This is a genomic window from Suicoccus acidiformans, assembly GCF_003546865.1.
GTDB classification, from domain to species: Bacteria; Bacillota; Bacilli; order Lactobacillales; family Aerococcaceae; genus Suicoccus; species Suicoccus acidiformans.
Map to the genome: position 1 here is coordinate 218,442 of NZ_CP023434.1, position 13,846 is coordinate 232,287.

10 protein-coding genes, 2 tRNA genes and 1 rRNA gene are annotated in these 13,846 nt (G+C 44.3%); 12 read left to right on the forward strand and 1 reads right to left on the reverse strand.

What is annotated here, in order from left to right:
- Positions 1-436: 436 nt before the first annotated feature.
- The 9 genes from CL176_RS01070 to CL176_RS01110 all read left to right on the forward strand — a co-directional run bounded on the left by CL176_RS01070 (position 437) and on the right by CL176_RS01110 (position 8,641).
- Positions 437-1,330, forward strand: a complete 894-nt coding sequence (locus tag CL176_RS01070) for an Rpn family recombination-promoting nuclease/putative transposase (protein ID WP_118989655.1) — start codon at positions 437-439, stop codon at positions 1,328-1,330.
- 158 nt (positions 1,331-1,488) lie between these two features.
- A complete protein-coding gene (locus tag CL176_RS01075) occupies positions 1,489-1,779 on the forward strand; it encodes a hypothetical protein (protein ID WP_118989656.1) in 291 nt (96 codons plus the stop codon).
- A 158-nt stretch (positions 1,780-1,937) separates the two neighbouring features.
- Complete coding sequence (locus tag CL176_RS01080; RefSeq protein WP_118989657.1) at positions 1,938-2,168, forward strand: hypothetical protein; 231 nt, start codon at positions 1,938-1,940, stop codon at positions 2,166-2,168.
- Between the two features lie 158 nt (positions 2,169-2,326).
- Positions 2,327-2,545 (forward strand): hypothetical protein, encoded by a 219-nt coding sequence (locus CL176_RS01085; RefSeq protein ID WP_118989658.1) that lies wholly within the window; start codon positions 2,327-2,329, stop codon positions 2,543-2,545.
- A gap of 158 nt (positions 2,546-2,703) precedes the next feature.
- Complete coding sequence (locus CL176_RS01090) at positions 2,704-2,937, forward strand: hypothetical protein (protein WP_118989659.1); 234 nt, start codon at positions 2,704-2,706, stop codon at positions 2,935-2,937.
- 157 nt (positions 2,938-3,094) lie between these two features.
- A complete protein-coding gene (locus CL176_RS01095) occupies positions 3,095-3,235 on the forward strand; it encodes a hypothetical protein (RefSeq protein ID WP_162890754.1) in 141 nt (46 codons plus the stop codon).
- 179 nt (positions 3,236-3,414) lie between these two features.
- Entirely contained in the window at positions 3,415-4,497 is a 1,083-nt protein-coding gene (locus tag CL176_RS01100; RefSeq protein ID WP_118989661.1) for a M42 family metallopeptidase, read from the forward strand.
- A 13-nt stretch (positions 4,498-4,510) separates the two neighbouring features.
- Positions 4,511-5,518, forward strand: coding sequence for a lipoate--protein ligase (locus CL176_RS01105; protein WP_118989662.1), 1,008 nt, complete (start codon positions 4,511-4,513; stop codon positions 5,516-5,518).
- Positions 5,519-5,983: 465 nt separating this feature from the next.
- Entirely contained in the window at positions 5,984-8,641 is a 2,658-nt protein-coding gene (locus tag CL176_RS01110) for a LysM peptidoglycan-binding domain-containing protein (protein ID WP_118989663.1), read from the forward strand.
- A gap of 218 nt (positions 8,642-8,859) precedes the next feature.
- Here CL176_RS01110 and gshAB read toward each other — a convergent pair whose 3' ends face one another.
- Positions 8,860-11,160 (reverse strand): bifunctional glutamate--cysteine ligase GshA/glutathione synthetase GshB, encoded by a 2,301-nt coding sequence (gene gshAB, locus CL176_RS01115; RefSeq protein WP_118989664.1) that lies wholly within the window; start codon positions 11,158-11,160, stop codon positions 8,860-8,862.
- 660 nt (positions 11,161-11,820) lie between these two features.
- On the opposite strand from gshAB, the gene CL176_RS01120 reads away from it, so the two are divergent.
- The 3 genes from CL176_RS01120 (at position 11,821) to CL176_RS01130 (ending at position 13,680) form a co-directional block, all read left to right on the forward strand.
- A 16S ribosomal RNA gene (locus CL176_RS01120) occupies positions 11,821-13,370 on the forward strand.
- 98 nt (positions 13,371-13,468) lie between these two features.
- Positions 13,469-13,542, forward strand: a tRNA-Ile gene (locus CL176_RS01125).
- Positions 13,543-13,607: 65 nt separating this feature from the next.
- Positions 13,608-13,680 (forward strand) — tRNA-Ala (locus CL176_RS01130).
- The last annotated feature ends 166 nt before the right edge of the window (positions 13,681-13,846 follow it).

Genomic DNA, 13,846 nt, shown 5'->3' on the forward strand with positions numbered 1-13,846 from the left:
AAGTCCTTCGTTCTTTTTGCAGTTAATTTTGATAAAGTAGGATCAGTGTTGGGTCTTGCTTAGAGCAAGCTTTAGTCGGTATGTCGGTGCCCCTGAGAAAGTACTGCAAGGTGGCTCCGCATTGCTTTGTGTACACTGGACAGAGTGAGTGTTTACAGATGGCATAAATTACGTTAGGAATCGGATGGTAATCTTGTGGAGAGAGTCCTTTAAGCAACTTTTATGTTGGGTAAGGGATTTTTTGTTTTGTTAAATATTGGCATAGACCCATCAATTTTATAACAAATAAAGCGATCGGTGAGTGATTCTTAGCTATTGTTATTTAAAATACTCTGAATTTAAAATTGATGACATGGAAATCAGCCGTGAAATGAGTATATGTATTATAGAGAGTTTTAAAGGACTCTTGAATAAAATAACGGAAGGAGTTGGTTTAATGTATCGACCAACGAATGATTTCCTTTTTAAGAAAACTTTCGCGACCAGTGGTCAGGAGGATGTGACGAAAGCTCTAATTGAAGCAATCTTAGGGCGAGAATTCACAGAAATCACCTTGACCAATCCTTATACAATTGAAGCTTATCAGGCGAAAGGCCGGCCAGAATCTACCGAGGTAGATTTGTTGGCAAGAGATTCCAAAGGTGGGTATGTTACTATCGAAATGCAAGTGCAACGAGATCCGTTTTTTCTGGAACGGGTGCATTATTATGCCGGAGGTGTGTATCGCAAGAATTATGGGAGGAAAGCTGAACAGATTATTCCAGAAAATCGGTATTCGAGTTTGAAACAGGTGTACAGTATTAATATTCTAGATTTTCCTTTGTTTCCTAAGGACGATGAGGAAGGGATTCGGACCTTTATATATCGAGATAGGGAGAATGGAGAGGCTTTAATGGATATTAAGACCTATGATGGGATTGAGTTGACCTTTGTGAGCTTAACAAATTATAATATAAGTGAAGATGATCGGTTCAAGCATTGGTGGCGTTTCTTCAAGATGGAAGCCCCATTAGAAGATGCGCCGGATATTGTACTCAAGGCGTATGCAGAAGTGGATGAGGTTAATTTGACAGAGGAGGAACGAAAGATGGCAGATTTAGCGCAAAAATATCAGGATGACTTTGAAGCAGCGGTGGGTACAGCGAGATATGAAGGCCGAGAGGAAGGTCGTTTGGAAGGTCGAGAGGAAGGCAGAGCAGAGGGGGCGCTTAAGAAAGCAACCGCCATAATTCTAAATATGCACCATAGAGGCGAAAGTATAGATAAAATAGCTGATATCGTTATGGAGTCTAAGGAAGATGTTGAGAAAGTGATTCGAGAAGAAGCTTAATGGAGTTAAGGCAACTATAGAAGTTATTTGAGCGAAGGAGATTTTTAGTTTCCTTCGCTTTCCATAACTAAAGCATCTGAATGGAAGCTTTATTGTGAATGCACTGAAAATTGAACGCAGAAGTGGATGAGGTTAATTTGACAGAGGAGGAACGAAAGATGGCAGATTTGGCTCAGAAATATCAGGATGACTTTGAAGCAGCGGTGGGTACAGCGAGATATGAAGGCCGAGAGGAAGGCCGTGTGGAAGGTCGAGAGGAAGGTCGTGTAGAAGGTCGAGAGGAAGGACGTGTGGAAGGTCGAGAGGAAGGCAGAGCAGAGGGGGCGCTTAAGAAAGCAACCGCCATAATTCTAAATATGCACCATAGAGGCGAAAGTATAGATAAAATAGCTGATATCGTTATGGAGTCTAAGGAAGATGTTGAGAAAGTGATTCGAGAAGAAGCTTAATGGAGTTAAGGCAACTATAGAAGTTATTTGAGCGAAGGAGATTTTCAGTTTCCTTCGCTTTCCATAACTAAAGCATCTGAATGGAAGCTTTATTGTGAATACACTGAAAATTGAACGTAGAAATGGATGAAATTCATTTGGGAGATGAGGAACGAAAAATGGCAGATTTAGCGCAAAAATATCAGGATGACTTTGAAGCAGCGGTGGGTACAGCGAGATATGAAGGCCGAGAGGAAGGTCGTGTGGAAGGCAGAGCAGAGGGGGCGCTTAAGAAAGCAACTGCCATAATTCTAAATATGCACCATAGAGGCGAAAGTATAGATAAAATAGCTGATATCGTTATGGAGTCAAAGGAAGATGTTGAGAAAGTGATTCGAGAAGAAGCTTAATGGAGTTAAGGCAACTATAGAAGTTATTTGAGCGAAGGAGATTTTTAGTTTCCTTCGCTTTCCATAACTAAAGCATCTGAATGGAAGCTTTTTTGTGAATGCACTGAAAATTGAACGTAGAAATGGATGAAATTCATTTGGGAGATGAGGAACGAAAGATGGCAGATTTGGCTCAGAAATATCAGGATGACTTTGAAGCAGCGGTGGGTACAGTGAGATATGAAGGTCGAGAGGAAGGCAGAGCAGAGGGGGCGCTTAAGAAAGCAACCGCCATAATTCTAAATATGCACCATAGAGGCGAAAGTATAGATAAAATAGCTGATATCGTTATGGAGTCTAAGGAAGATGTTGAGAAAGTGATTCGAGAAGAAGCTTAATGGAGTTAAGGCAACTATAGAAGTTATTTGAGCGAAGGAGATTTTTAGTTTCCTTCGCTTTCCATAACTAAAGCATCTGAATGGAAGCTTTTTTGTGAATGCACTGAAAATTGAACGTAGAAATGGATGAAATTCATTTGGGAGATGAGGAACGAAAAATGGCAGATTTAGCGCAAAAATATCAGGATGACTTTGAAGCAGCGGTGGGTACAGCGAGATATGAAGGCCGAGAGGAAGGTCGAGAGGAAGGCAGAGCAGAAGAGCGGTACGAATTAGTTTCAACAATGCACGAAAATGGTGTGTCAACTGAGATGATAGCGGAATATACGAACATGACTCCAGCAGAAGTGAAACAAATACTTCAAGCACCTAAACTGAAATTGATAGACTAAGCAGTAAAGGAGGGGGAGAGATTTTGTTTCTTCCTCTCTTAGTTCCAAATGAAAGAGGTATCGAGAATTTATGACAGATTTAGCGCAAAAATAACAGGAGATCTATGAAGCGGTGGTAGCCACAGCAAGGTATGAAGGTAGAGCAGAAGGAATGTTAATGGAAATACATAAAATAATTTGTACAACGCATAGTAATGGCTTGGATATCGAAACCATTGCGAGGTACACGGGGATGGCCGAGGCAGAGGTAGATGGTTTGCTCCAAGCACCTAATTTCTTAGGGATTACTGGTGGATAAATCGGGCGGAAGAGTCGCTTATAATTCTCGCTATTTTTTCGGTTGCAGAGCAGTAGTTTTGTTTTTCTACTAAGTTCCCTATGCGCTTAAGTGTTGGCTTTTTATTGATTGCTCCATGATTTGTCATAGTTTATTTTTAGCGTTACAATAAGATTAGTTTAATAGAGAGAGGTTATAGCATGGAGATAAATCGTGATATGTTAATTGATTTGACTGAGGCGCGTGGCATTGCTGGTAATGAGGGGGCTGTGCGTGATGTGTTTCGCAAATGGGCGGATCCTTATGCGGAGGAGTTCGTTCAAGACGGTTTAGGTGGTATCTTTGCTAAGGCTACGGGTGATGCGTCTGGTCCACGAATTTTGATGGCGGCGCATTTGGATGAAGTTGGCTTTATGGTTAGTCAGATTACGGAGAAAGGTTTTCTTAAATTTGTGCCAATTGGAGGCTGGTGGAGTCAAGTTGTTCTTGCTCAACAAGTTGAGATTACAACGCGCGAGGGGAAGGTTTATCATGGAGTGACGGGGTCTAAGCCACCGCATGTATTAACCCAAGCCGCTCGCAAAAAGCCAATTGATATGAAAGATGTCTTTATCGATATTGGTGCTTCTTCGGCCGAAGAAGTCGAGGCGATGGGGATTCGTCCAGGGGATATGATTACGCCTTATATTGAAACACGGCGGATGAATGATACGAAGTTTCTTCTAGGTAAGGCGTGGGATAACCGCATTGGGTTAGCAGTTGCAATTGAGGTGCTTAAGCATGCTCACGAAGTAGGGCACAGTTCTGTGCTGTATGCTGGGGCAAACGCTCAGGAAGAAGTTGGTTTGCGTGGAGCTAAGACAGCAACGCATATGCTTAAGCCGGATATTGCTTTAGCTTTGGATACGGGGACGGCTGGTGATACACCGGGAATGACGAAGCAGGAAGCGGATAGTGAATTAGGCAAAGGGCCACAGGTGATTGTTTACGATGCTTCGATGATTGCGCACCGTGGTTTGCGTCAATTTGTGACGGATATTGCGGAGGACTTGGATATTCCGTTCCAATATACCTTTATTCCTGGTGGTGGAACGGATGCTGGATCGATGCATCAGACGCTGGATGGAATTCCGTCCTTGGCGATTACAGTGCCTGTGCGTTACTTGCATACGCATACGTCGGTAATTCATGAGGATGATTTCAAGAACACGGTACGTCTAGTGAATGCTATTCTGGAAAGGTTGGACCGGGACGCTTTAGTTAAGATTCAGGCGAATGTTTAGGGGGAATAGGGCGATGATTTTTGTAGATAATGAGAATAATTATGATGCTAGTGTGAATATTGCGCTGGAGACTTATCTGGTTGAGAACAAGAAGGTTGACGAGCCGATTCTGCTTTTCTATATTAATGCACCGTCGATTATCATTGGGCGAAATCAGAATACAATTGAGGAGATTAATCAGCCCTACGTTGAAGCCAATGACATCACGGTAGTTCGCAGAATGTCCGGTGGTGGTGCGGTTTATCATGATTTGGGCAACTTCTCCTTCTGCTTTATTAAAGACGATGACGGAAGTTTTCGTGATTTCGCTAGTTTTACTAAACCGGTGATTGAAGCCTTGCATAAGATGGGCGCGACGGAAGCCGAGCTACAAGGACGTAATGATTTATTGATCGATGGCAAAAAATTCTCCGGTAATGCCATGTATGCCAAAGATGGTCGCATGACTGCCCATGGGACGATTCTTTTTGATGCGGATTTAGAAGAAGTCAACAATGCGCTTAAGCCACGTAAAGAGAAGATCGAATCTAAGGGAATCAAGTCGGTGCGTTCCCGTGTGACGAACATTAAGCCATATGTGGATGAGCAGTATCAGAATTTATCGACTGAGGAATTCCGTGATTTACTGTTATTGGAAATATTCGGAGTGGACAAGCGCGAAGATGTGCCGGAATATAAGTTAACCGAGCAAGACTGGAAGGAAGTCTATGAGCTCCGCGCTGAACGGATGGGCAATTGGGATTGGAATTACGGTGCTTCCCCAGACTTTGATGTCGAGCAAAGCCATAAATTCCCCTTTGGCCTGGTTGACTTCCGTTTCAATGTCAGCGGTGGGCGCATTCAGGATGCGACGATTTACGGCGACTTCTTCGGTCTTGGGGATATTGCCGATGTAGAAGAACATTTAAATGGTGTCAAATATGATCGAGCTGCTATTAAGGAAGCCTTAGAAGAGCTGGATTTGAACCGCTATCTCGGTGATGTCACGGCTGAAGCGTTGGTTGCGGCACTATTTGATTAATGACTTTAGAAGACTCTGCTGTGAACTGCCCCCTGTCTACTTGACAGGGGCAGTTCACTTTATTCCAGCGGGGTCTTTTTTTGTTTGGGGAGCCAGAGGAAGCTAGATTGCCTTTCTAAAGGGATTTTGTTGCTATGCTCGCTGATGAGATGTCCGTCGTAAAAGGCTCTTCGCTAGGCCTTTGATTCTTAGGATTTTCTAAGACAGGGGCTGCCATCTGGATAATATAGTCAAGTAAGTTATTAATGTAATATAACGTAACAGTTTCGTAACATAAGAAAGTCGAATGTACTTTGGGGATATATGCCATAAGTAAGCGGTTTATAAGTTTTTTAATTCTGGCTAAGGATAGTTTGTGAAATAAACGAGAAATATTTGTAATATATCTGTAACAGTGGTATAATGAATCTAGAAATAAGTTAAGAAAATCTTTAGAGAAATTTTTAAAAACAGGGGGCTTTAAAAATGAAACGGAAATATGTACTACTCACCAGCTCTATGTCGCTACTTGCTGGATTAGTCTTGGCTGTAGAGCCCCAGACTGTCCATGCGCAATTCGTAGCACCGGCTGAGACGAGTCCAGCTTATATGGATGATAAGGTCGTTGTGCCACAAAATTTCGACACAACTGCTGAGGCAATCGAATATGCTAAGGCGCATTTCGATTGGAAAGAGCATGGGAATTGGTATGTTCGAGGTGATCAGAATGGTGGCTACGTCTACTTTGACCGCTACGTTGAGCCGACAGGTGGCGAGGTGGTCGAAACACCGGCTGACCAAGAGACGTCAACGCCAAGTACATCTGGAGAGACACCGCAGACTCCTGCACCAAGCGAATCAACGCATACGATTGCTTATGGAGATACTCTCTGGAGTATTGCCCGTAAGAATAATTTAACGGTCCAAGAACTGAAAGAATTGAACGGCTTGACGAGCGATAATGTGCCCGTGGGTACCCAATTGAAGTTGAGCAATACAACAAGCACGCAAACACCTGCACCGAATACTTCGACGCAAACGGGGGGAAATTATCGGGTGCAAGCTGGCGATAGTCTCTGGAAGATTGCCCAGGCAAATGGTACCACGGTGGATGAATTACGACGCTTGAACAATATTCGTGGTGATTTCCTTCAAGTAGGTAGTCAGTTGAAGTTGCCAGGACAGACTTCAACAACTCCAAGCAATGATACACCGACGTCAAAAGACACGACTTATACGGTTAAATCTGGCGACTATCTATATAAGATTGCCGGCCAATATGGTGTAAGTGTTGCTCAGTTGAAGGCGTGGAATAATTTAACAAGTAACTTTCTGCAAGTAGGCGATGTGTTAAAGGTGAAGCAACCAGTTAAACCTCTTACGCCTAAACCTGATCCAGTACCTGCTTCTGGCAGAACGCATACGATTGTGGCAGGAGATACCCTTTGGGATATCGCTCGAGCTAATCATATGACAGTTAAAGAGTTGATGGACTTGAACGGCTTGACAAGTACGAATCTTCCAATTGGTACCAAGTTGAAGCTGACCAGCACAACTCCAACGACACCGACGCAAACAGCCGAGCAGTATACGGTTAAACCTGGCGATTATTTATATAAGATTGCTAAGCAATACGGTGTTACCGTTGCTCAATTGAAAGAATGGAACAATTTAACTAGTAACTTTCTGCAAGTAGGCGATGTGTTAAAGGTGAAGCAACCAGTTAAACCTCTTACGCCTAAACCTGATCCAGCACCTGCTTCTGGCAGAACGCATACGATTGTAGCAGGAGATACCCTTTGGGATATCGCTCGAGCTAATCATATGACAGTTAAAGAGTTGATGGACTTGAATGGTTTGACAAGTACGAATCTTCCAATTGGTACCAAGTTGAAGCTGACCAGCACAACTCCAACGACACCGACGCAAACAGCCGAGCAGTATACGGTTAAAGCTGGCGATTATTTATATAAGATTGCTAAGCAATACGGTGTTACCGTTGCTCAATTGAAAGAATGGAACAATTTAACTAGCGATTTCCTTCAAGTCGGCGATAAGCTCAAGGTCCAGAAATCAAGTCGCAAACCATCCCCAACTAAGCCGGCACCAGAGGCAGAGCATAGAACGCATACGATTGTGGCAGGAGATACCCTTTGGGATATCGCTCGAGCTAATCATATGACAGTTAAAGAGTTGATGGACTTGAACGGCTTGACAAGTACGAATCTTCCAATCGGTACCAAGTTGAAGCTGACCAGCACAACTCCAACGACACCAACGCAAACAGCCGAGCAGTATACGGTTAAACCTGGCGATTATTTATATAAGATTGCTAAGCAATACGGTGTTACTGTTGCTCAATTGAAAGAATGGAACAATTTAACTAGCGATTTCCTTCAAGTCGGCGATAAGCTCAAGGTCCAGAAATCAAGTCGCAAACCATCCCCAACTAAGCCGGCACCAGAGGCAGAGCATAGAACGCATACGATTGTAGCAGGAGATACCCTTTGGGATATCGCTCGAGCAAATCATATGACGGTTAAAGAGTTGATGGACTTGAACGGTTTGACAAGTACGAATCTTCCAATCGGTACCATTCTTCGCGTGAATAAGGATACGAAAGTCCCACAACCAAGCCAACCTAGTCAAACCTATACAGTGAAAGCAGGCGATTATTTATATAAGATTGCCAAGCAATACGGGGTAACCGTTAAACAACTGAAAGAGTGGAATAACTTAAGAAGTAATGCCTTACAAGTTGGCGATAAGTTAACAATTAAGACAGCTAATCAAGGGCCGGTGCGTCCAAGTCAACCACAGTCAGGTAGCAACTACACCGTTAAAGCCGGTGACTACCTGTACAAAATTGCCAACCAATACGGTACAACCGCTGCGGCGATTAAACGCTTGAACAATTTACAAAGTGATGCTTTACAAATCGGTGATGTCTTGAAAATTCCAGCACAAAGCGGTGGTGGCAGTAGCCAAACAAACCGTCAACCTGTAACTTACACAGTGAAGTCTGGCGATTATCTTTATAAAATCGCGAATCGTTATGGTGTTACCGTAAATCAAATTAAAGCATGGAACAACTTGTCTTCTGACGCACTGCAAATCGGTGACAAACTAGTCATCCGCAAGTAACGCTAGCCCCTAGCCTCCCCTCGTGGGAGGCTTTTAGCATTGAAGATAATCATAAGTATGAGAACAGCGTTATTTACATCGACCATATTGCCGAGGCAAATAACGCTTTATACGTCTGGATATAATAGTATCCCTCAGTGAATTCACTAGTAACCAACGCCAAAAAAGCAGAAGACGCATATGTATGATGCGCCTTCTGCTAAAGAAGCTTATGTTCCCTAGCCGATGAAATGACCTTCGGTTGAGAAGGCTACTTCGGGAAAGAGTTGCTTCAATACATCGCGACCAACCCGATGTGCTTGGCCCCGGCCGGGGTGGCGGTGGAGGGTGATCATTGGATTGAAGTTTGCTTCGATAACGGCATAGTTATCAAAGCGGGCTTCTTGGCTATAGTCAGTTAGGATAATATCGACACCACAGAAATTAGCACCGAGTGCTTCAGCTGAGTGTTCAGCAATGCGGTGGTAAGACGAATGGGCCGCGTCGGTGCGGTCGATTGAAACGCCCCCGGTGGAAATATTGCTGTTACGGCGGAGGTAGACAATCTCACCTTCAGCAGGAATGCTGTCGAAATCTAAGTTTTGTTCGCTAAGTTGCAGACGTTCGGCGGAGCCTTTCTCAATATAAGTTAAAGGCGCTAGATGACGTTCGCCACGTAGTGGGTTGGTGTTTTCGATATCGATAAGCTCACTAATGCTATGCTTACCGTCACCAACAACTTGGGCCGGCTGGCGTTCAACAACAGCACGAGTGGAGCCATCTTGAACGTAGAAGCGGAGTTCGGTACCTTGGACAAATTCCTCTACAAGTACCGTGTCATCCTCAGCGAAAGCTAGCTTCAAGGCTTCGTCATAAGCGGATTGGCTCGGTCGTTCGGTGAAGATTGTAATACCAAGACCAAAGTTGGTATCTTTAGGTTTAATCACAAAGGCGCTGTATTCAATCTGCGGGAAATAAGCCTTCGCTTCATCCGGATTCTTGAACGATACACCTGCGGGCACGCGTACGCCAACGTCGGCGAGTAATTTCTTGGTGACAACTTTGTCTTCCATAAGGTAGTAGCTAATTAACGTATCATGGGAAGTCATGTTGGCACTTTTAACGAATTCTACGTGATCATCGTGTTCTAAGCGGATTAAATTCCCTGTGGTATCTACGACATCAAACTCAATTCCAGCAATCAACGCTTCTTTTAATACATCTTGTGTAGAGAGTTCCAACTGTTCAAACCCATGTAATAAATATGGTTTGTCTTGGTAGAGTTCCCGGTAATCTTTAGCCAAATCAATCCCGAAGGCTAAGAAATCTGAAGGACTCGGGCAAGCTTCAATGATTCGACCGGCAAGGGTTAAGTCAGGGCGGTCAATCATTGCTTCTTTGCTTTCAATTAAGTTAATCAGTGACGCTTTCTGTGGACGATTGCGGTCTAAGGTCGTCGCTAAGGTTTTCATTTTGCCGAGAAATTGGCGTATTTCATCCATATCAATTGGTAAATCAGTCGGGTCAGCCTCAGCGGTCTGGAAGTTATAGGTATTGCCTTTATCGACTGCTTCGTTCGTTTCAACATCAGGTAAATATAATAAAGTAATAATGAAAAGCTTGATAAAATCGATATCCCCTTGTTCGATACCGTAAGTCGCGAAAGGATTTAAGTCGATGTTACGGAACTCAAGGTAAGAGACGCCTTTCTGCAAGAGCTCGCGGTAAGGGTTGCCCCGGCGGAAGCGGACATCACGGTAAAGCTCTTTCTCGACGGATAATTGGCCAGAGGCCACGGCCTGCTCCAAATCTTCTATAAAGTGCTCGAGAGAATCATAACGGACATAGACATCGGCCTTATTCTGATAGCCGTAGCGACTTTGGCGGAAGGAACGCATCATGCGCTTATGAGGTTTACCATAAAGTTCAGTAGCATAGTTATCGGCAATGTATGGAGAAGCTCCCATAAGATAGGTCAGAATCCAACGGTAGCGTAAGTAATTACGGCCCAACTTACTATAGATAGCATTCATAAAGCTTACCCGATCCATTGACTCAGGTTGCTTCCGTTTCAAAACCTCAGGATTAATCTGGAAATTATAATGGATACCAGAGATTAACTGAACGTCCTTACCATAGTAAGCTGCTAGGTGAGTCCGATAACCCCGCTCCACCTCATTATCTAACTGAGCAACTTTAATGGAATCTCGATCTTCCGGGACATAAGCCGGTGTACTAAGTGGCCAGAAGTATTCATTATCAGATTCCATGACTTGATAAGCCACTTGATGAATCCCAGACAACCAATTGATTAGGGTTTCGCTTGATTCATAAGGAGGTGTAATAAACTCCAGTTGCGACTCAGCAAAATCTGTTTGTATATAAGGATGGAAAGACCGATTCCCTAAAGCCTTTGGATGAGGGGTCGTGGCTAAATCGCCATCTTCAGTAATCCGCATCGTCTCCCGTTCTAAACCAACGGTGCTCAGCCATAAAGCAAAGATATCCTCTATCTTAAATAAACTATCAAATTGTTCCATACATGACGCTCCTTTCGATGTATATCTATTATAGTAAATAATCCAAATGAAAAAAAGTGTTTGACACTGACTATATTCCGTGCTATATTATCACTTGTCGTTTCCACAGCGCACAACTCCTTCAAAGGAAATTCAAACTTTCTTCGAAAAAGGGTTGACGCAGCAGGGCGACTCATGCTATATTATCACTTGTCCTTGCGAGACACCAACCGAACTCACAAAAAGTTCAAAAAGCGCTTGACGAGATGAGTGATTTATGATAAAGTATTGCTTGTCGTTCAAAAAAACGACGCATAGTGAACTTCAAAATCTTCAAAAAAGTAGTTGACACGAAGCTCACAAGATGATAATATAATATCTGCTACATCAACAAGTGTAGCGCTTACATCAAAAAGAGATTTTAAAAATACTTCAAAAAAGTATTGACAAGAAATCTGAACGATGTTAAGATATAGAAGTTGCTCCACGAAGCAACGAAAGCACATTGAAAACTGAACAAAGACAAACACCAAATTGTGTAGGGTTCATTCAATGAATGAACAAACAACCCGAATTTAATAAATTCGAGACGCACGAGGAGATAACCTCGCTAAAAAACATAAGCTAGTATTTAAATGAGCACAAACTCATTTCATTAAAGTCGAAGTAAAGCTTCGCATCTTTCATGAGAGTTTGATCCTGGCTCAGGACGAACGCTGGCGGCGTGCCTAATACATGCAAGTCGAACGAACCGACGGAGAACTTGTTCTCCTGACGTGAGTGGCGGACGGGTGAGTAACACGTGGGGAACCTACCCTTTAGTGGGGGATAACAACCGGAAACGGTTGCTAATACCGCATAGTCAATCGAGTCACCTGATTTGATTGGGAAAGATGGTTCTGCTATCGCTAGAGGATGGCCCCGCGGTGCATTAGTTAGTTGGTGGGGTAATGGCCTACCAAGACGATGATGCATAGCCGACCTGAGAGGGTAATCGGCCACACTGGGACTGAGACACGGCCCAGACTCCTACGGGAGGCAGCAGTAGGGAATCTTCCGCAATGGACGCAAGTCTGACGGAGCAACGCCGCGTGTGTGAAGAAGGTTTTCGGATCGTAAAGCACTGTTGTTAGAGAAGAACACCCATGAGAGTAACTGTTCATGGATTGACGGTATCTAACCAGAAAGCCACGGCTAACTACGTGCCAGCAGCCGCGGTAATACGTAGGTGGCAAGCGTTGTCCGGATTTATTGGGCGTAAAGGGAGCGCAGGCGGTGACTTAAGTCTGATGTGAAAGCCCACGGCTCAACCGTGGAAGGTCATTGGAAACTGGGTCACTTGAATGCAGAAGAGGAAAGTGGAATTCCATGTGTAGCGGTGAAATGCGTAGATATATGGAGGAACACCAGTGGCGAAGGCGACTTTCTGGTCTGACATTGACGCTGAGGCTCGAAAGCGTGGGGAGCGAACAGGATTAGATACCCTGGTAGTCCACGCCGTAAACGATGAGTGCTAAGTGTTGGGGGGCTTCCACCCTTCAGTGCTGGCGTTAACGCAATAAGCACTCCGCCTGGGGAGTACGGCCGCAAGGCTGAAACTCAAAGGAATTGACGGGGACCCGCACAAGCGGTGGAGCATGTGGTTTAATTCGAAGCAACGCGAAGAACCTTACCAGGACTTGACATCTCCTGCATAGCCTAGAGATAGGTGAAACCTCTTCGGAGGCAGGAAGACAGGTGGTGCATGGTTGTCGTCAGCTCGTGTCGTGAGATGTTGGGTTAAGTCCCGCAACGAGCGCAACCCCTATGACTAGTTGCCAGCATTAAGTTGGGGACTCTAGTGAGACTGCCGGTGACAAACCGGAGGAAGGTGGGGATGACGTCAAATCATCATGCCCCTTATGTCCTGGGCTACACACGTGCTACAATGGATGGTACAGCGAGCAGCGACCCCGCGAGGGCAAGCGAATCTCCAAAAGCCATTCTCAGTTCGGATTGTTCTCTGCAACTCGAGAGCATGAAGCCGGAATCGCTAGTAATCGTGGATCAGCACGCCACGGTGAATACGTTCCCGGGTCTTGTACACACCGCCCGTCACACCACGAGAGTTTGTAACACCCGAAGCCGGTGGCCTAACCCTATGGAGGGAGCCGTCGAAGGTGGGACAGATGATTGGGGTGAAGTCGTAACAAGGTAGCCGTATCGGAAGGTGCGGCTGGATCACCTCCTTTCTAAGGAGTAATGGAACCGACACAATGGGAGTCTTTGTTCAGTTTTGAGTGTGCTTTATATAAGTACCACTCAAGGGTTTGAGTAAGCAATAAGAATCGGGCCTGTAGCTCAGCTGGTTAGAGCGCACCCCTGATAAGGGTGAGGTCGGTGGTTCGAGTCCACTCAGGCCCATGAGAAAAAGTTTCGAAAACAAGTTGACAAAGAAACTTTTCCATAATAGAATATATACTCAGCACGGGGGATTAGCTCAGCTGGGAGAGCGCCTGCTTTGCACGCAGGAGGTCAGCGGTTCGATCCCGCTATTCTCCATCGCTAGTTGAAATTTAACTAGCAACCTTGATCATTGAAAACTGAATAACCATCATAATATATTCGATGCGAGTATATTATGAAACAAACATAAATTCTTAAAATTGATATAATCAAACCGAGAATTGACCGAGTTTAAGAAAAAGGTGAGCGAGTGCGTAAAAAA

What these genes read in the sequence shown, in the direction of transcription:
- CL176_RS01090 (WP_118989659.1), top strand. Translation starts at nt 2,704, where the DNA reads ATGGCAGATTTAGCGCAAAAATATCAGGATGACTTTGAAGCAGCGGTG.
- CL176_RS01085 (WP_118989658.1), top strand. Translation starts at nt 2,327, where the DNA reads ATGGCAGATTTGGCTCAGAAATATCAGGATGACTTTGAAGCAGCGGTG.
- CL176_RS01100 (WP_118989661.1), top strand. Translation starts at nt 3,415, where the DNA reads ATGGAGATAAATCGTGATATGTTAATTGATTTGACTGAGGCGCGTGGC.
- gshAB (WP_118989664.1), bottom strand. Translation starts at nt 11,160, where the DNA reads ATGGAACAATTTGATAGTTTATTTAAGATAGAGGATATCTTTGCTTTA.
- CL176_RS01105 (WP_118989662.1), top strand. Translation starts at nt 4,511, where the DNA reads ATGATTTTTGTAGATAATGAGAATAATTATGATGCTAGTGTGAATATT.
- CL176_RS01110 (WP_118989663.1), top strand. Translation starts at nt 5,984, where the DNA reads ATGAAACGGAAATATGTACTACTCACCAGCTCTATGTCGCTACTTGCT.
- CL176_RS01070 (WP_118989655.1), top strand. Translation starts at nt 437, where the DNA reads ATGTATCGACCAACGAATGATTTCCTTTTTAAGAAAACTTTCGCGACC.
- CL176_RS01075 (WP_118989656.1), top strand. Translation starts at nt 1,489, where the DNA reads ATGGCAGATTTGGCTCAGAAATATCAGGATGACTTTGAAGCAGCGGTG.
- CL176_RS01080 (WP_118989657.1), top strand. Translation starts at nt 1,938, where the DNA reads ATGGCAGATTTAGCGCAAAAATATCAGGATGACTTTGAAGCAGCGGTG.
- CL176_RS01095 (WP_162890754.1), top strand. Translation starts at nt 3,095, where the DNA reads ATGGAAATACATAAAATAATTTGTACAACGCATAGTAATGGCTTGGAT.